17 protein-coding genes and 1 tRNA gene are annotated in these 16,437 nt (G+C 68.5%); 10 read left to right on the top strand and 8 right to left on the bottom strand.

Translation table 11 applies throughout. The features are described from left to right. The first annotated feature begins 4 nt into the window (after nt 1–4). Nucleotides 5–466 (top strand): nucleoside deaminase, encoded by a 462-nt coding sequence (locus Y590_RS14765; RefSeq protein WP_060770519.1) that lies wholly within the window; start codon nt 5–7, stop codon nt 464–466. Nucleotides 467–533: 67 nt separating this feature from the next. Here Y590_RS14765 and Y590_RS14760 read toward each other — a convergent pair whose 3' ends face one another. The 3 genes from Y590_RS14760 to Y590_RS14750 all read right to left on the bottom strand — a co-directional run bounded on the left by Y590_RS14760 (nt 534) and on the right by Y590_RS14750 (nt 1,217). Next, on the bottom strand, nt 534–845 hold the full coding sequence (locus Y590_RS14760; RefSeq protein ID WP_003597950.1) for an ETC complex I subunit: 312 nt from the start codon (nt 843–845) through the stop codon (nt 534–536). Nucleotides 846–873: 28 nt separating this feature from the next. Further along, a tRNA-Pro gene (locus tag Y590_RS14755) sits at nt 874–950 on the bottom strand. 51 nt (nt 951–1,001) lie between these two features. Next, nucleotides 1,002–1,217: a hypothetical protein gene (locus tag Y590_RS14750; protein ID WP_003597951.1), complete on the bottom strand. Its 216-nt coding sequence runs from the start codon at nt 1,215–1,217 to the stop codon at nt 1,002–1,004. Nucleotides 1,218–1,366: 149 nt separating this feature from the next. Between Y590_RS14750 and Y590_RS14745 the strand changes: the two genes are divergently transcribed. Further along, on the top strand, nt 1,367–2,074 hold the full coding sequence (locus Y590_RS14745; RefSeq protein ID WP_060770518.1) for a glutathione binding-like protein: 708 nt from the start codon (nt 1,367–1,369) through the stop codon (nt 2,072–2,074). 3 nt (nt 2,075–2,077) lie between these two features. Here Y590_RS14745 and Y590_RS14740 read toward each other — a convergent pair whose 3' ends face one another. Together Y590_RS14740 and Y590_RS14735 are read right to left on the bottom strand one after the other, a co-directional pair. After that, nucleotides 2,078–2,944 carry an NAD(P)-dependent oxidoreductase gene (locus Y590_RS14740; protein WP_060770517.1) on the bottom strand — a complete coding sequence of 289 codons (867 nt, stop codon included), beginning with the start codon at nt 2,942–2,944 and terminating at the stop codon, nt 2,078–2,080. A 178-nt stretch (nt 2,945–3,122) separates the two neighbouring features. After that, on the bottom strand, nt 3,123–4,178 hold the full coding sequence (locus Y590_RS14735) for an alpha/beta fold hydrolase (protein WP_060770516.1): 1,056 nt from the start codon (nt 4,176–4,178) through the stop codon (nt 3,123–3,125). Nucleotides 4,179–4,406: 228 nt separating this feature from the next. On the opposite strand from Y590_RS14735, the gene Y590_RS14730 reads away from it, so the two are divergent. Next, nucleotides 4,407–5,786: an MFS transporter gene (locus Y590_RS14730; protein WP_083530866.1), complete on the top strand. Its 1,380-nt coding sequence runs from the start codon at nt 4,407–4,409 to the stop codon at nt 5,784–5,786. Nucleotides 5,787–5,868: 82 nt separating this feature from the next. Continuing rightward, complete coding sequence (locus tag Y590_RS14725) at nt 5,869–6,660, top strand: SDR family NAD(P)-dependent oxidoreductase (protein ID WP_060770515.1); 792 nt, start codon at nt 5,869–5,871, stop codon at nt 6,658–6,660. An 89-nt stretch (nt 6,661–6,749) separates the two neighbouring features. Here Y590_RS14725 and Y590_RS14720 read toward each other — a convergent pair whose 3' ends face one another. Further along, nucleotides 6,750–7,082 (bottom strand): SWIB/MDM2 domain-containing protein, encoded by a 333-nt coding sequence (locus Y590_RS14720; protein ID WP_003597961.1) that lies wholly within the window; start codon nt 7,080–7,082, stop codon nt 6,750–6,752. A gap of 321 nt (nt 7,083–7,403) precedes the next feature. Between Y590_RS14720 and Y590_RS14715 the strand changes: the two genes are divergently transcribed. Continuing rightward, a complete protein-coding gene (locus Y590_RS14715) occupies nt 7,404–7,844 on the top strand; it encodes a PRC-barrel domain-containing protein (RefSeq protein WP_060772302.1) in 441 nt (146 codons plus the stop codon). 139 nt (nt 7,845–7,983) lie between these two features. Here the strand turns inward: Y590_RS14715 and Y590_RS14710 are convergent, their stop codons facing one another. Continuing rightward, the gene (locus Y590_RS14710) at nt 7,984–8,358 is read right to left on the bottom strand and encodes a hypothetical protein (RefSeq protein ID WP_060770514.1); all 375 of its coding nucleotides are present in this window, start codon (nt 8,356–8,358) and stop codon (nt 7,984–7,986) included. A gap of 309 nt (nt 8,359–8,667) precedes the next feature. Between Y590_RS14710 and Y590_RS14705 the strand changes: the two genes are divergently transcribed. From Y590_RS14705 to Y590_RS14690, 4 genes are all read left to right on the top strand, one after another. After that, the gene (locus tag Y590_RS14705) at nt 8,668–9,306 is read left to right on the top strand and encodes a PRC-barrel domain-containing protein (RefSeq protein WP_060770513.1); all 639 of its coding nucleotides are present in this window, start codon (nt 8,668–8,670) and stop codon (nt 9,304–9,306) included. Then, entirely contained in the window at nt 9,303–10,658 is a 1,356-nt protein-coding gene (locus Y590_RS14700) for an MFS transporter (protein ID WP_060770512.1), read from the top strand. The genes Y590_RS14705 and Y590_RS14700 overlap by 4 nt, the downstream gene beginning before the upstream one ends. Before the next feature lie 205 nt (nt 10,659–10,863). Further along, nucleotides 10,864–12,630 carry an ABC transporter ATP-binding protein gene (locus Y590_RS14695; protein WP_060770511.1) on the top strand — a complete coding sequence of 589 codons (1,767 nt, stop codon included), beginning with the start codon at nt 10,864–10,866 and terminating at the stop codon, nt 12,628–12,630. 140 nt (nt 12,631–12,770) lie between these two features. Then, nucleotides 12,771–13,811, top strand: coding sequence for a threonine aldolase family protein (locus Y590_RS14690; RefSeq protein ID WP_060770510.1), 1,041 nt, complete (start codon nt 12,771–12,773; stop codon nt 13,809–13,811). A 23-nt stretch (nt 13,812–13,834) separates the two neighbouring features. Here the strand turns inward: Y590_RS14690 and Y590_RS14685 are convergent, their stop codons facing one another. Beyond that, a complete protein-coding gene (locus tag Y590_RS14685; protein WP_286161751.1) occupies nt 13,835–14,032 on the bottom strand; it encodes a hypothetical protein in 198 nt (65 codons plus the stop codon). Nucleotides 14,033–14,379: 347 nt separating this feature from the next. Between Y590_RS14685 and parE the strand changes: the two genes are divergently transcribed. Beyond that, a complete protein-coding gene (gene parE / locus Y590_RS14680) occupies nt 14,380–16,437 on the top strand; it encodes a DNA topoisomerase IV subunit B (protein WP_060770509.1) in 2,058 nt (685 codons plus the stop codon).

The raw sequence follows: 16,437 nt of genomic DNA, 5'->3' as shown, positions 1-16,437 counted from the left end.
ACGAATGCCAGACCACGAGAGCTATCTGCGCGAGGCGACCGAACTCGCGCTCGCCAACGTCGCCGAGGGGGGCCGCCCCTACGGCGCGGTGATCGTGCGCGAGGGCGAGGTCGTGGCCCGTGCGGCCAACCGTATCCACCGCACCAACGATCCGAGCGATCACGCCGAGATGGTGGCGCTACGGGAGGCGAGCCGGCGGCTCGGCCGGCCCAAGCTCGACGATTGCATCGTCTACGCCAGCGGGCGGCCCTGCCCGATGTGCCATGCGGCGATGCGGCTGGCCGGGGTTAAACAAGGCTACTTCGCCTTCACCGCCGAAGAGGCGGAGGCCGAGGGTCTGCTCAGTGCCGGGATCTATGCCGAGCTGTGCCGGCCGCTGGAAGAGCAGCCGATGCAGGTGCGCCACCACCCGCTGACCGACGAGCCGAGCCCCTACCGCGCCTGGGCGGAGCGGAAGGGGCGCTGAACGCGGGTTCGAGTGTCTCACGAAACGGCCGCTGCTTCCGGCGCGGCGGGCGCTTCGCGAGGGACGCTCAGTGCGTCCAGGGCGCCGTGCGGTTGAATTTGAAATTGTCGGAGTAGGACAGGCCCTTGCGCGCGATCGGCGGCGGCGTCTCCTCGACGCGGTAGGCGATGCCCGAAGCCTTGGCATAGGCGACCGCCTCGTCCGAGGTGTCGAATTCGAGCCGCACCTGCTGCAGCATGTCGGAGGAGCCGGTCCAGCCCATCAGCGGGTCGGTCTCGCGCGGTTCGGTCTGGTCGAACTCCAGAACCCACTGCTTGGTGCGGGCGAGCCCGGACTGCGTAGGATCCTTGGCGGGACGGTAGATGCGGGCGCTCGGCATCGGACGGCTGACGTCTCCGGGGAAGGTATGGTCGGGGCGATAGGATTCGAACCTACGACCCTCTGCTCCCAAAGCAGATGCGCTACCAGACTGCGCTACACCCCGACGCTGTGAGGGAGATACCCCCTCGTCTCCCGGCCGGCAAGGCGCTGCTCGTCACACGAGAATGTCGAGGACGCGTTTCTCGGTCTCGATCGAGGATTTCAGCACGGCGGTGTTGATGGAAACACCGAGCGAGGCCGAGGCCAGCTCCGTGACGGCCGTGACCGGCTCGGCGGCGGATTGCGGTGAGGCGACGCGCGACGCGGCCCCGTCGAAGCGCTGCATCGCCGCGCTCAGGCCCGCCGAACTCGTGGACACTGCCGAGACCATGGACCGCCCTCCCTGCGTCCCGGTAGCTCATCACGGAAAGGTAAAGGACATCCCCCAGCGGAATGGCGGGTTGATCGGATCGCTCGACGTTCCCACTTGGCCGCAGGCCTGAGGCATCGCCCTCGTGGGCGCGGAGACAAGGCGTAGCGATGATCGACCTGCATTACTGGCCGACCCCGAACGGTCACAAGGTGACGATGTTTCTGGAGGAGGCCGGCCTCCCCTACACGATCCACCCGGTGGATATCGGCAAAGGCGCGCAGTTCGAGCCGGCCTTCCTGAAGATCGCACCGAACAATCGGATGCCGGCCATCGTCGATCACGAGCCGGGCGATGGCGGTGCGCCGATCTCGCTGTTCGAGTCGGGCGCGATCCTGCTCTACCTCGCGGAGAAGACCGGGCGCTTCCTGCCTGCCGACCTGCGCGGCCGAGCGGAGACCCTGCAATGGCTGTTCTGGCAGATGGGCGGCCTCGGGCCGATGCTCGGCCAGAACCACCACTTCTCGCAATACGCGCCGGAGAAAATTCCCTACGCCATCGACCGCTACGTCAAGGAGACCAACCGGCTCTACGGCGTGCTCGACCGGCGGCTCGCCGACCGCGCCTTCGTCGCGGGCGCCGACTACACCATCGCCGACATGGCGGCCTATCCCTGGATCGTGCCGTGGGAGAAGCAGGGCCAGCGCCTCGACGACCACCCCAACCTGAAGCGCTGGTTCGAGGCGATCGCCGAGCGCCCCGCCACCAAAGCCGCCTATGCGCGGGCAGTGGAAGCCAACCCGCACTACGGCCAGCCGATGAGCGAGGACGCGAAGAAGGTGATGTTCGGCCAGACCGCGACGAACACCAAGCGCTGAGGCTTACCGTCCACTGCGCCGGGCGGCCACCGTGGCGAGCCCGGCAAAATCCTTGTCGCCGTCGCCGTGGGCGATGGCGTCGAGGAGGTTGTCGCGCAGCACGCTGGCGAACGGCATCGGCACATTGACCGCCTCGCCCGCGGCCAAGGCGAGGCGGACATCCTTGAGGCCGAGCCGCATGGTGAAGCCCGGCGGCTCGTAGCGCCCCTCCATGATCATCGCGCCGTAATTCTTGTAGACCGGCGAGGCGAACAGCGTGCTGGTGAGCATCTCCAACACGTCGGCTCCGGCGATGCCGTGACCCTCGGCGAAGGCGGCCGCCTCGCCCATCGCCTCGATGGCCGAGACCAGCATGAAGTTGCCCGCGAGCTTGACGGCGTTGGCCTTCTCCGGCTCGGCGCCGAAGCGCCAGGTCTTGCTGCCCATGGCGTCGAACAACGGCTGTACCCGCGCGATCGCCGCGTCGTCACCCGCGGCGATGATGTTCAGGGCCCCCTTTTCCGCCGCATCCGGCCGGCCGAAGACCGGTGCGGAGATGTAGGGCACGCCCGCCCGTCCGTGGACCGCCGCCAGTTCCTTGGCGAGTGCCACCGAGATCGTGGACATCCCGACATGGACGCCGGGCCGCTGCCCGGAATCGAGCAGCCCGCCCTCGATGGTGACGGCGCGCAGGGCCGCGTCGTCGGCGAGCATGGTGATCGCGGCGTCGCCCGCAAAGGCCTCCGCGGCGCTTGCCACGGGCTCGGCGCCCTCGATCGCCCTGGCTGCCTCCGGCGACCGGTTCCACACCCGCACCCGGTGGCCCGCTGCGACGAGCCGTGCCGCCATGACCCGGCCCATGCGGCCGAGCCCGATGAAACCGACATCCATGTTTGAAGCTCCGGATTTGCTGTCACGTCCGGGTGAAACGCCCCGGCCGGCGATGGGTCGCTAGAGCCGTATCCGACCTCATTGCATCAGGCCGGCGTCTCCCGCTCTTTGTTTTGACGCGCATTCTTTCGACGAACCGGTGGCCACTTCGTCGGAATGCGCTCTAACGATCGAGCGATCAGTGCGTGTTGAGGAATTCCAGCGTCAGCGTGTTGAACATCTCGGTCGCCTCCATGTGGACGAGGTGGCCGACATTGTTGAGGACTTCGGCCCTTCCGTTCGGCATCCGGCCGGCGAGCGCGCGCGCATGGCTCGTGTTGTCGCCCATGGTGGAGCGCACCTCCGTCGGCGCGAAGCCCTTACCGGGGGCGTTGTGGTCGTTCGCCCCCATGATGAACAGAGTCGGCGCCTTCACGAGCGGGATCTCGTGGACGATCGGCTGGCCCCAGATCATCTGGTAAGAGTTCACGAACGACCTGAGCCAGCGCGAATACTCGCCCGAACCCTTCACGCGCTCGCGGATCGACACGAACGGCTCGATGGCCGAGGCGGGGATCGACAGCGCGTAGCTCGTCATCAACTGCTTGCGGTAGGAGTCCGCGGTCAAGTCCGCCTCGCGGGCTATCAGGGTCTCGTCGGAGACCGGCGGGACGGTGAAGCGGTAATCCTCCAGCCCGATCGGCGCTTCCAGCACGAGGCTGTTGACCCGCTGCGGATAGTTGCGGGCCATCCGCACGGCGAGCATGCCGCCCATGGAATGCGCCACGATGTCGAACCGCTGGATCTTCAGGCTGTCGGCGAGCGCCAGGGTGTCGGCGGCCATCCGGTCGAAGGTGAAGGAGCCGATCGGTTTCGAGGACTTGCCGAAGCCGAGCTGATCGGGGACCACCACGCGGTAGCCCGCGTTCGACAGGGTGCGGATGACCGGCTCCCAGTAGCTCGACGGGAAGTTGCGCCCGTGCAGCAGCAGCACCGTGCGTCCGTTGGCGTTGTCGGCGGCCGGCACATCCATGTAGGCGAGGCGCTGCGCTTCGCCGTCGCGGCTCAGCGGCAGGAAGCGCACGGGAAACGGATAGGCGAAGCCTTCGAGGCCGATGCCGAGCGGCGACGGCTCCTCGGCATGGGCGGCGGGCGCCAGCAGCGGTGCGATCGCGAGACAAAGCGCGAGGCAAGGCGCAAGGCACGGCGCAAGGCACGGCGCAAGGCACGGCGCGAAAATCGGGTGGGCACGCATGGACACTTCGTCTCCGGCTCGAGCATCGTCCCGAAAGGTGGTGGCCGGCTTTCGAAAACAGACGATGCAGATACAAGACGCGCGCGCATCGTCCCCGGCGCGGTTTCCGGGGGCGATGCGCGAACGGCGCGGGCTCTGCCCCGGCGGCACGCCGACAACGCGCGGCGCAGCCTCCGGTGAGAGACAGATAGGGCGGATCGCTCGCCTGCAAGCACCGGAAGATGGACGGTGACGGCTCAAAAGACCGGAGACAGGAGCGGCGACGGGCTGCCGCTGCGGGAGCGGCTCCTGGCGCTCTGCGCCATGGCGCTCGCCATCTCCATGGCGGTGCTCGACGGAGCGATCGTCAACGTCGCCCTGCCGGTGATCGCCCGCGACCTCGACGTGCCGGCCTCCGAGGCGATCTTCGTCGTCAGCGCCTACCAGATCGCGGTCACCGCCTCCCTGCTGCCGCTCGCCACGCTGGGCGAGATCTGGGGCTACCGCCGGGTCTATCTCGGCGGTCTCGCCGTCTTCACCGCCGCCTCGCTCGCCTGCGCGGTCTCGCCGAACCTTGCAAGCCTCACCGCCGCGCGGGTCGCCCAGGGGCTGGGCGCGGCCGGGATCATGAGCGTCAACATCGCTCTGGTGCGCTTCATCTATCCGAGCCGGCTGATCGGGCGCGGCGTCGGCAACGTCGCGCTCATCGTGGCAGTGGCCTCCGCCGCCGGTCCGACGGTCGCCGCCGCGATCCTCTCGGTCGCAGCCTGGCCCTGGCTGTTCCTCGTCAACCTGCCGGTCGGGCTCGTCGCGCTGGCGGTCGGCGCGCGCACGCTGCCGCGAACGCCCCGCTCCGCCCGGCGCTTCGACCTGCGGAGCGCGAGCCTCAACGCCCTCACCGTCGGGCTGCTGATCGTCGGTCTCGACGCGTTCGCGGATCCGGATACCCGCGGGCTCGCCGTGGCCGCAATCGCCGCCTCGGTTGGGGTCGGCATCGTCTTCGTACGGACCCAAATCCGGCTCGCAGCGCCGCTGCTGCCGCTCGACCTCCTGCGGATTCCGGCCTTCGCCCTGTCGATGGTGGCCTCGATCTGCTCCTTCGCGGCGCAGATGATCGCCTACGTCGCCCTACCCTTCTACTTCCACGACGCTCTCGGCTTCTCGGAGACCCGAACCGGCTTCCTGATGACGCCATGGCCGCTCGCCATCGCGGCGATGTCGCCCTTTGCCGGCCGGCTCGCCGACCGCTTCCCGCCGGGGCTGCTCGGCAGCTTCGGTCTCGGCCTGCTCGCCGTCGGCATGGCGGCGCTGGCCCTCCTGCCGGAGGCGCCCACGACCTTCGACATCGTCTGGCGGCTGACGCTTTCAGGGATCGGTTTCGGGCTGTTCCAGTCGCCCAACAACAAAGTCATCATCACCAGCGCACCGCGGGAGCGCAGCGGTGGCGCCAGCGGCATGCAGGCAAGCGCCCGGCTCGTCGGCCAGTCCCTCGGCGCGGCTTGGGTCGCCGTGTTGTTCGGCCTCGTCCCCGGTGGCCCGACGGGCGCCTTCGCCGTCACCCTGTGGTGCGCCGTCGCCCTGGCGCTGGCGGGCGCCCTGGCGAGCGGCCTGCGGCGGACGGGGCCCTGACCGCGCATCGTCGCTCAGCACCAGGGCCCGGCTCGCGCGTTGTCGCTGGGACAGAGACAAGTGCGGCCAACGGAGGCGGATGATGGACATCGACCTGAAGGGGCGCAGCGCCCTCGTCACCGGTTCCACCGGGGGCATCGGCTACGCGGTGGCTCGCGAACTCGCCCGGCTCGGCGCCTACGTCGCCGTCAACGGCCGCACCGGCGAGCGGGTGGAGGCGGCCATCGCGCGACTGCGCGGCGAGGTGCCGGGGGCTGAGTTCATCGCCGGCATCGGCGATGTCGGCACCGAGGAGGGGGCGGGCGAACTCCTCGCCGCCCTGCCGCGGGTCGATATCCTGATCAACAATGCCGGCATCTTCGAGCCGAAGCCGTTCTTCGAGATCGCCGATGCCGAGTGGCGCCGCTTCTTCGAGGTGAACGTGATGAGCGGCATCCGCCTCGCGCGGGCCTACGGTCCCGGCATGGTCGAGCGCGGCTGGGGACGGATCGTCTTCATCGCCAGCGAGTCGGGCGTCAACATCCCGCCCGAGATGGTCCATTACGGCGTGACCAAGACGGCACAGCTCGCCGTCTCCCGCGGTCTCGCCGAGACGGTGGGTGGCAGCGGCGTCACCGTCAACAGCGTGCTTCCCGGCCCGACCATGACCGAGGGCGTTGCGGATTTCCTCGAATCCATGGGCGGGGGCGAAGGCGATCTGGAGGCCAAGGGCCGCGCCTTCATCGCCGAGAACCGCCCGACTTCGCTCCTGAAGCGCCTCGCGCAGCCTGAGGAAGTGGCCAATATGGTCGCTTATCTCTGCACGCCCGCCGCGAGCGCCACCACGGGGGCGGCCCTGCGGGTCGATGGCGGCGTGCTGCGCGGCATTACCTGAGGCTCACCGCTCCCGAGCCCACCGGACGTACGGGGCCGGCTTGACCGGCACCGTACTCCGAGGGACGGCCCGCGAACGGTTCCTTCAAATCAGGACTTGAGGTGTGCGGCGAGGTGCTTGTTCATCTCGAACATCGAGCACTTGTCCTTGCCGAAGATCTTCTTGAGCTTGTCGTCGGCGAGAATCTCGCGCTTGTTCTCCGGGTTCTGGAGATTGTGCTTCTTGATGTGCTCCCACACCTTGCTGACGACTTCGCCGCGCGGCAGGGGATTGTCGCCGACGATGGCGGCGAGTTCGGGAGACGGCTTCAGGGGCTGCTGAAGCGCGTTGGGCTTGGTGCCGGAGGCGGCCTTCGTGGCGGTCTCCTTCTTCGGGGCACTCTTGGGCGCAGCCGCCTTCTTCTCCGTCGTCTTGGTAGCCATGGTTTCCCTCCGTCCTGCGGACCGGCGATTCGTGACACGAAGCCGCGAGGCATCGGGGCACTGAGGAGCAACAACTAAGCGGTGCCGCGCCCGTTCCAAGTGGAGAACAGCGCCGCCGGGGTATCCATCCACAGATCAGCGGACCTTTCCGCAGCCCAATCCACTGCCGGAGGGACTTTTTCGCGCCGACCGGGCCGGGCTCCGATGATCCCGCCGCCACTCCCCTGTCGGGGCGGGAACCGCGCTTGCCGCCTCGCATTCACGTTAGACACCCGGATCACGGGCCTGCCGGGGCCTGTCAGGGACATGCTGGAGACGTGGATGCCGACGGATCTGCCCGAAGAGCGGGCCTATCGTAAGCCGGGGACGCTGGAACTGGACCCTGCCTCCGGCGAGGGGGTGGCGACCGACGAGACACCCCGGTTGATCGCCTCCGATAAGGTCGAGGGCACCCCTGTCTACGACAGCACCGGGCGTCACCTCGGCGGCGTTCACAATTTCATGGTCGACAAGGTGTCGGGTCAGGTCGCCTACGCCGTGCTGTCCTTCGGTGGCTTCCTCGGCTTTGGCGAGAACTACCATCCCCTGCCCTGGAACGCGCTGACCTACTCGGTCGAACTCGGCGGATACGTCGTCGATATCGACCCCGCCGATCTCGACGGCGCGCCGACCCAGGGACCCGGCGAAAATCCGTTCGACGATCCTGGCTTCGGCGGGCGCCTCAACGATCACTGGGGCGGCCGCAGGGCGCCGACCGCCTGAGGCGGCGGCGCCGCTGCGACGAAGAGAGCGCATTCCAGCGAAGCGGTCACGGGTTCGTCGAAGGAATGCCCGTCAAAACAGGGGTTTAGAGCCGTGCCGAGCCTGATTCCGTCAGGTCTGGCACGGCCCTCTTCGCGACTCAGAACTTGCCGCCGAGACCGACACTGCCGCCCGCCCCCATCTGGGGGGCGAGGCCGCCGGAGCTGGACCGCGACGTCGTCTCGCCGTCGATCTCTTCCCGGCGGATGCGGCGCGGTCCATCATCGGCGGTGCGGGTGTCGCCGCGGATGTTCTTCGGCAGTTCCAGGGCGCGGGTCGGGGCTGCGGCCAGCGGGCGGCCGTCATCGTCGGTCTGGGCGCTGCGCAGAGGGCGGCCGGGCAGCGTGCCGCGGGCGGAGGGCGGAGGACCGAGATCGGTTTCCGGCATCACCCCACCGCCGCCGCCGAGTGCCTGGCAGCCGCCAAGGCTCGCGGCAAGAAGCGCCGCGGCGCAGAGTCTCGACGGGTTAAGCATGTCATCTCGTCCTCGTACCGGCCGTCCCCGGCCACGGGTCGGCCTGGGGGCGGCCAAGGGTCGGCAACGTTAAGATTTCCTGCATCCGTCTAAGGCAGGGTTTGGGCGAAAACCAGACGGCAGTCGCCCGTGTCCACCCGGTTGCGGCGGCACGGTCGGAGCGGCCGGGGCGGCGTTTCCGGCCCATCCACAACTTCGCCGTGGTTGCCGGGCATGGACGATGCGTCCGCCCGCCCCATGATGTCCGGGGAGCGCCGGCCCGTAGAGGCCGGCTCGCGGATCTTTTTCGACTGTCGAGAGGTAGTAGGGGTGCTCAGACTGATCCGGCCGATCGTGACACCGGCGATCGCCCTCCTCGCCACGGCGGCCATGGCCGCGGACGGCTCGTCGGGCGCCCCCGGCGACGCGTCGCCTCCCGCCGTGACCGCTCCGCCTCCGGCCGCAGCGCCCGCGACGGCGCCGGCTGCACCCGCGAATGGTGCCGTGACGCCGTCCCAGGGGGGCGGCACCCCGGCGGTGGTGCTCGACACCCAGGATTATGAGAGCCTGCTCGGCAAGAGCGTCCGCGCGATGAACGGCGACGATCTCGGCCGGATCATCGACGTCATCATCGACCGCGACGGACGGCCCCGCGCCGCGGTGATCGATTTCGGCGGCTTTCTCGGTGTCGGCTCCCGCAAGATCGCGGTGGATTGGCGCGTCCTGAAGTTCACCACCGAGGGCAAGGTCGGGCGCCTCACGCTCCAGCTCAACCGCAATCAGGTCCGCGTCTCGCCCGAGTACAAGGCCGGCGATCCGATCGTCGTGCTCGGGGCCGCCAGCCCGGGCGCCGCGAACACCGGTGCCGCCGTTCCGCCGGAAGGGGATGCCTCCGCCGTCGCCGAGAAGCCGGCTGCCCCGTCCGACAAGGCCCCGGACCGGCCACCGGAGAAGACTCCGGACAAATGACGGCAAGCCCGGTGACGGAACGGCGCGCCTATCCAGCGCGCGAGCGCGACATTCATCGCACCGATCTTCGCGAGCGCGGCGGCTCCCGTCCGGTGCGGCGCGCGGGCCGACCGAGCACGCCCGGTCCCGCCGATCCGTCGCGCCGGGCGACCTACGGCCTCGACGCGTTCACGTTCTTCATCGCCAACCTGCAGACCGGGTTCGGGCCCTTCCTCGCCGTCTACTTCACCCAGCAGAAGTGGACGCAATCGGATATCGGCCTCGCGCTCACCCTGGGCAGCCTCGTCAGCCTGCTCGGGCAGATGCCGGGCGGTGCCTTCGTCGATGCCTCCCGCTCGAAGCGCTTCGCGGCCGGCTTCTCCGCGTTCTGGGTCGGCGCGAGCGCCGTGATGCTGGCCGCGCTCCCGACCTATCTCGTCGTGATGCTCGCCATGGCGATCCACTCGGCGGCAAGCTGCGTGCTGACGCCGGCCATTGCCGCGATCTCCATCGGCCTCGTCGGCCATGCCAGGGCCGGCGAGCGGCTGGGGCGCAATGCCAGTTTCTCGGCGGTGGGCAACGCGCTTGGCGCTGCCGGCATGGGTGCGATCGGCTATTATCTCTCGAACAACGCCGTGTTCTATCTCGCGGGCGTGCTGGTGATCCCGGCCCTGGTGTCCCTCTCGTTCATCCCGTCGGGGCGCGCCGTGGAAGCCGGCAGGCCCCGGCCCGCCGCCCCGGAACCGGAACCGCGAGAGGCCGGCGGCGTCTCGGCGCTCCTGAAGAACCGGGCGCTCCTGTGCTTTGCCGCCTGCATGGTGCTGTTCTTCCTGGCCAACGCCGCGATGCTGCCGCTCGTCGGCAGCGTCATGACCCTGCGCGCCAGCGAGACCGCCACGGCTCTGGTGGCCGCCTGCATCATGGTCCCGCAGGCGGTGCTCGCGCTCACGGCCCCCTTCGTCGGCCGCCTCGCCCAAAGCTGGGGACGAAAACCGCTCCTCGTGATCGGTTTTGCGGCCCTGCCCGTCCGCGGCCTGCTCTTCGCCTTCGTCAGCGATCCCTACTGGATGGTGGCGATCCAGGTCTTCGACGGCATCTCGGCCTCCGTTCTCGGCGTCATGGTCCCGCTGATCGTCTCCGACGTCACCCGCGGCACCGGCCGGTTCAACACCGCACTCGGTGCGGTCGGGACCGGCATGGGCATCGGCGCCGCCCTCTCGACGGCACTCGCCGGCTTCATGGCCGACGAACTCGGCAGCGGGACCGCGTTCCTGGGGCTCGCCATTGTCGGCGCCGCCGGCCTCGCCCTCGTCCTCCTGATCATGCCGGAGACCCGGCGCAGGAACGGGGACGAGGCCCACGACCCGTCTTGACCTGCGCCGGCCGACGGGGTTGGACTCGTTTTTGCGCCGCACATCCGCTTAAGCGCGGTTCAGCTTCGCCGAGGTACCCGGCGGAAAGCCGCGCGTGCTTGAAACATAAGGCGACGCTTCGCGTTGCGGTTAACGGGCTCCCTGTGCGCCCTCCAGCCACAATCGGCGCCCAGCGGGTCTGATCGAATCGGGACTGACGATCGCGATGGAAGATCTCTGCCAATACGCCAACAGACCGGGGGCCTTCGTCGGGCGCTATCTCAGGCGCCGGATCGTCCCGCATCTCGTAATTCTCTTCTCCGTGCTCGGTGCGGTGTCGTTCTCGGTCTCGACCGATTACGCACTGAAGGGCGTGGTCGATGCCCTCGGGAAGGGGCCGAGCGCAGGGCAGGTCTGGACGGCTTTGGCGGTGCTGATCGGCTTCATCGCCGCCGACAACCTGCTCTGGCGCGTCGCGGCCTTGGTCGGGGCCTTCACCTTCGTCGGCGTGACCGGCGACATCCGCCGGGATCTCTTCCGCCACATGACGGGCCATGCCCCGTCCTTCTTCGCCGACCGCCAGCCCGGTACGTTGGCCTCGCGCATCACCGCGACGTCGAACGCGATCTTCACCGTCGAGAACATGTTCACGTTCAACGTGATGCCGCCCTGCGTCGCGGCCGTGCTCTCGATCATCTACATCGGCACCGTGAACCTCACGATGGCGCTCGTGCTCGCCGGCATCTTCGCCGCGGTCGTGCTGCTGATGTTCAAGATGGCCTCCGCCGGCAAGCCGCTGCACCACGACTTCGCCGCCAAGGCCGCGAGCGTCGATGGCGAGATGGTCGATCTCGTCGGCAACATGCCGCTGGTGCGCGCCTTCTCCGCGTTCAACCGCGAGTTCGTGCGCTTCGACGGCACCATCGGCTCCGAGATGCGGGCGCGCCGCTCCTCGCTCCTCTACCTTGAGAAGCTGCGCATCACCCACGCCATCCTCACCGTGATCTCGATCCTCGGCCTGCTCTACTGGTCGATCAAGATGTGGGAGGCCGGTCAGGCCACCACCGGTCAGGTCGTCCTCGTCTGCACATTGGGCATCCGCATCCTCGCCGCCACGCGCGACCTTGCCGTCGCGCTGGTGGACGCGACCCAGCACACCGCCCGCCTGTCGGAGGCGCTGCACACGCTGCTCCAGCCGCATGAGCTGGTCGATCATCCGGAAGCTGAGAGACTCATCGGCCAGACCGGCGCCGAGATGCATTTCGACCACGTCGCCTTCAGCTATCCCGACGGGCGCACCGTCTTCTCCGATTTCGACCTGCTGATTCCGGCCGGTCAGACGGTGGGGCTGGTCGGCAAGTCGGGCGGCGGCAAGTCGACCCTGTTCTCGCTGATCCAGCGCTTCTACGAGGTGCAGGGCGGACGCATCCTCATCAACGGACAGGACATCAACCGCGTCACGCAGGAGAGCTTGCGCGAGGCGATCACGGTCGTGCCGCAGGACGTATCGATGTTCCACCGCTCCTTGCGCGAGAACATTCGCTACGGCCGGCCCGACGCGACCGACGAGGAGGTCTGGAAAGCGGCGGAAGCCGCCCACTGCACCGACTTCATCCAGTCGCTGCCGGAAGGCTTCGACACCATCGTCGGCGACCGCGGCGTGAAGCTCTCCGGCGGCCAGCGCCAGCGCATCGCCATCGCCCGCGCCATCCTGAAGGATTCGCCGATCCTGCTGCTCGACGAGGCGACCTCGGCGCTCGATGCCGAGTCCGAGGAGGCGATCCGCGCCGCGCTCGCCAACCTGATGAAGGGCCGCACGGTGATCGCCATCGCGCACCGCCTCTCGACGCTGAAGGACTTCGACCGGATCGTCGTTCTGGAGGGCGGGCGCATCGTACAGGACGGCTCGCCGGAGAAGCTGACCCATCTCGACGGATTCTACCGCGAGTTGATGAAGAAGGAATCGATGTCGATGTCGCTCGCCGCGGCCTGACATTCGAGCGGCTGAAACGCTGCCCATCGATTGGGAGGGGTGCAAAAACCCGCCCGTGGATCGACATGAGTGTCATGAGGCCGGGCGGGTCCCTCACCGCCCGGCCTTCTTTTTACGCCGATACGAAGCGGGAGCGTGCCGTGGCCGACCAGCAATTCGCCAGCGACAACTATGCCGGGATCTGCCCGGAGGCCCTCGCCGCGATGCAGGCGGCCAATGCCGGCCACGCCCCCGCCTACGGCGCCGATTCCTGGACGCAGGCCGCGGCCGACGGCTTCCGGCGGCTGTTCGAGACCGATTGCGAGGTTTTCTTCGTCTTCAACGGCACCGCCGCCAACTCGCTTGCGCTGGCCTCGCTCTGCCAATCCTATCACAGCGTGATCTGCGCGGACTCGGCGCATATCGAGACCGACGAATGCGGTGCGCCGGAATTCTTCTCCAACGGCTCGAAGCTGCTCACCGCCGCGACCGATGACGGGAAGCTGACGCCCGAGATCGTGCGGACGATTTCGGGCAAGCGCAGCGATATCCATTTCCCGAAGCCACGGGCGGTGACGCTGACCCAAGCCACGGAGACGGGGCGGGTCTACAGCCTCGACGAGATCGCAGCCATCTCGGCTGTCTGCCGCGCCTCGGGCCTGCGCCTGCACATGGACGGCGCGCGCTTTGCCAATGCCTGCGCCTCGCTCGACGCGACCCCGGCCGAGCTGACCTGGAAGGCCGGCGTCGATGTGCTCTGCTTCGGCGGGACCAAGAACGGCATGGCGGTGGGCGAGGCGGTGATCTTCTTCGACCGAAGACTCGCAGAGGATTTCGACTATCGCTGCAAGCAGGCAGGCCAACTCGCCTCGAAGATGCGCTATCTCTCGGCGCCCTGGGTCGGCATGCTGGAGAGTGGGGCGTGGCTCGACAACGCCCGCCACGCCAATGAATGTGCCCGACGGCTGGTGCGGGGAATCGCCGACGTGCCGGGCATCTCGCTCGCGGCACCGGTGGACGCCAACGGCGTGTTCCTGAACCTGTCCGTGCCCGTCCAAGAGGCGCTGCGCGCCCGCGGTTGGCAGTTCTACGGCTTCATCGGCGGGGCGTCCCGCTTCATGTTCGCCTGGGATTCAGAGCCGGAGCGGGTCGATGCGCTGGCGCAGGACATCCGCCTCTGCGCCTTGCCCGCGGCGGCGTGATCGCCGCTGCGTTCGCGGCAGGATCAGACGAGATAGGTGATGGTGGCCGCGAGAGCCGTCGCCACGGTGGCGATGGCAAAGCCCGATGACGAGAGCAGCATCACCGAGCGGGAGGCGGTCGGCTCGGGCTCGTCGGCGTAGCCGAAGGCTTGGCCTGCGGCCTGTTCGAGGCGCATGAGGGAGAGGTGACGCGCTTGGGCGGCGGCGGGGGTCATCGGCATGGCTCCCTCGCGGTCAAGCTGACCGTGTTGCGTTAACGTCCGGAAACCGTCTTCTGTTCCCACCGCCATCCTGGGCCGCGCCCCCTTAACGTTTCGCTGCCTTGTTTCAGCCGCAGGATTGCCGCCCGCCACAGGCTTCGTGAGACCGTCTTAACCATCCGCCCGCATCAGTGTGATGACAACGCGCCGGGCTTGGCAGGACCGTCGGGCTTCGAACGCGGCGGGCCATCGTGGTACTGCGACCGGCGGAAGCGGACAGGACGCTTTTTGTTTCCTGTTTGTTCCGATACAGTGAGGGTATGAAGAGCCATGCAGCCCGTCTCCGACCCGATTCGAGGAGCCGTCGCGTGAGCGATCCGGCACGCGACCTGTTCGGGCCCGGTGCCAAGCCTCCCGCCGCGGAGGCCGAGCGCCGCCGCCGTCTCACCCCCGTGGCACCGTCGCCGGCGCCCGTGCCGGAAACGGCGGAGGCGGGTTACGATGCCTCGACGATCGAGGTGCTGGAGGGGCTGGAGCCGGTGCGGCGCCGGCCGGGCATGTATATCGGCGGCACCGACGAGCGGGCGCTGCACCACCTCTTCGCCGAGGTGATCGACAACTCCATGGACGAGGCGGTCGCGGGCCACGCGAGCTTCATCGAGGTGGAACTGGAAGCGTCGGGCTCTCTCGTCGTCACCGATAACGGCCGGGGCATTCCGGTCGATCCGCACCCGAAATTCCCGGGCAAGTCCGCGCTCGAGGTCATCATGACCACGCTGCATGCGGGCGGTAAGTTCGATTCGAAGGTCTACGAGACCTCCGGCGGCCTGCACGGCGTCGGCATTTCCGTCGTCAACGCGCTGTCGGACGTGCTGGAGGTGGAGGTTGCCCGCAACCAGACCCTCTACCGGCAGTGCTTTTCCCGCGGCCATGCGCAGGGAAGCTTGGAGACGGTCGGGCGGGTGCAGAACCGGCGCGGCACGCGGGTGCGCTTCCATCCCGACGCGCAGATCTTCGGCTCTCTGCGGTTCGACCCGCGCCGCCTGTTCAAGATGGCCCGCTCCAAGGCCTACCTGTTCGGCGGCGTCGAGATCCGCTGGCGCTGCGCCCCGGCCCTGCTCGAAGGGCTGGAGGATGTGCCGGCGGAGGCCGTGCACCGCTTCCCCGGCGGGCTCTCGGACTATCTCGCCCGCGATATCGAGGGGAAGGAGCTCGTCCTCGATTCCATCTTCTCGGGGAAGATCACGAAACCCGGCTCGCACGGTTCGCTCGAATGGGCGGTCGCCTGGACGGTCGCCGATGACGGTGTCTCGCATTCCTACTGCAACACGATCCCGACGCCGGAGGGTGGTACCCACGAGGCGGGCCTGCGCGTCGCGCTGCTGCGCGCTCTGCGCGAGCATGCCGAGCGCGTGAACCAGGCCAAGCGCATGACGGCGGTGACCACCGACGACGTGATGGCGACCTGCGCCTCGATGCTTTCGGTCTTCATCCGCGAGCCGGAATTCCAGGGTCAGACCAAGGACAAGCTCGCCACGGTGGAGGCGTCCCGCATCGTCGAGACGGCGGTGCGCGATGCCTTCGACCATTGGCTCGCGGCTTCGCCCGCCCAGGCCAACAAGCTGCTCGATTGGGTGATCGACCGGGCGGAGGAGCGCCTGCGCCGCCGCCAGGAAAAGGAGGTCGCCCGCAAGAGCGCCACCCGCAAGCTGCGCCTGCCCGGCAAGCTCGCCGATTGCTCGGCCGCCGGCACCGTGGGCTCCGAGATCTTCATCGTCGAGGGCGACTCGGCCGGCGGTTCCGCCAAGCAGGCTCGCGACCGCGCGACGCAAGCGGTGCTGCCGCTTCGGGGAAAGATCCTGAACGTGGCCTCGGCCAGCCGCGACAAGCTCGGCGCCAACCAGCTCATCTCGGACCTGACGCTGGCGCTCGGCTGCGGCACAGGCGCGAACTTCCGCGAGGCGGACCTCCGCTACGACCGGGTCATCATCATGACCGACGCGGACGTGGACGGCGCCCACATCGCCTCGCTCCTCATCACCTTCTTCTACCGGCAGATGCCCAAGCTCATCGACAAGGGGCACCTCTACCTCGCGATCCCACCGCTCTACCGGATCAGCCAGGGCGCGAAATCGGCTTATGCCCGCGACGACGCGGACAAGGAGCGGATCATCAAGACCGTGTTCAAGAACGGCAAGGTCGAGATCGGCCGCTTCAAGGGCCTCGGCGAGATGATGCCGGCGCAGTTGAAGGAAACGACGATGGACCCGAAGAAGCGCACGCTGCTGCGCGTCGCGATCCTCGACGAGGCGCGGGAATCGACGGGTGACACGGTGGAGCGCCTGATGGGCAACAAGCCCGAGGCGCGCTTTGCCTTCATCACCGAGCGGGCGGCGTTCGCGGACGGGACGGAGCTGGATATCTGA

The sequence above is a fragment of the Methylobacterium sp. AMS5 genome, assembly GCF_001542815.1.
GTDB lineage: Bacteria > Pseudomonadota > Alphaproteobacteria > Rhizobiales > Beijerinckiaceae > Methylobacterium.
This window is presented reverse-complemented; position numbering and strand designations above follow the sequence as displayed.

Bases quoted from the DNA above. Each gene is read 5' to 3' on its own strand.
- Y590_RS14725 (WP_060770515.1), top strand. From the start codon at position 5,869: ATGGACATCGACCTGAAGGGGCGCAGCGCCCTCGTCACCGGTTCCACC.
- Y590_RS14685 (WP_286161751.1), bottom strand. From the start codon at position 14,032: ATGCCGATGACCCCCGCCGCCGCCCAAGCGCGTCACCTCTCCCTCATG.
- Y590_RS14745 (WP_060770518.1), top strand. From the start codon at position 1,367: ATGATCGACCTGCATTACTGGCCGACCCCGAACGGTCACAAGGTGACG.
- Y590_RS14710 (WP_060770514.1), bottom strand. From the start codon at position 8,358: ATGCTTAACCCGTCGAGACTCTGCGCCGCGGCGCTTCTTGCCGCGAGC.
- Y590_RS14765 (WP_060770519.1), top strand. From the start codon at position 5: ATGCCAGACCACGAGAGCTATCTGCGCGAGGCGACCGAACTCGCGCTC.
- Y590_RS14715 (WP_060772302.1), top strand. From the start codon at position 7,404: ATGCCGACGGATCTGCCCGAAGAGCGGGCCTATCGTAAGCCGGGGACG.
- Y590_RS14735 (WP_060770516.1), bottom strand. From the start codon at position 4,178: ATGCGTGCCCACCCGATTTTCGCGCCGTGCCTTGCGCCGTGCCTTGCG.
- Y590_RS14700 (WP_060770512.1), top strand. From the start codon at position 9,303: ATGACGGCAAGCCCGGTGACGGAACGGCGCGCCTATCCAGCGCGCGAG.
- Y590_RS14695 (WP_060770511.1), top strand. From the start codon at position 10,864: ATGGAAGATCTCTGCCAATACGCCAACAGACCGGGGGCCTTCGTCGGG.
- Y590_RS14740 (WP_060770517.1), bottom strand. From the start codon at position 2,944: ATGGATGTCGGTTTCATCGGGCTCGGCCGCATGGGCCGGGTCATGGCG.
- Y590_RS14720 (WP_003597961.1), bottom strand. From the start codon at position 7,082: ATGGCTACCAAGACGACGGAGAAGAAGGCGGCTGCGCCCAAGAGTGCC.
- Y590_RS14760 (WP_003597950.1), bottom strand. From the start codon at position 845: ATGCCGAGCGCCCGCATCTACCGTCCCGCCAAGGATCCTACGCAGTCC.
- Y590_RS14750 (WP_003597951.1), bottom strand. From the start codon at position 1,217: ATGGTCTCGGCAGTGTCCACGAGTTCGGCGGGCCTGAGCGCGGCGATG.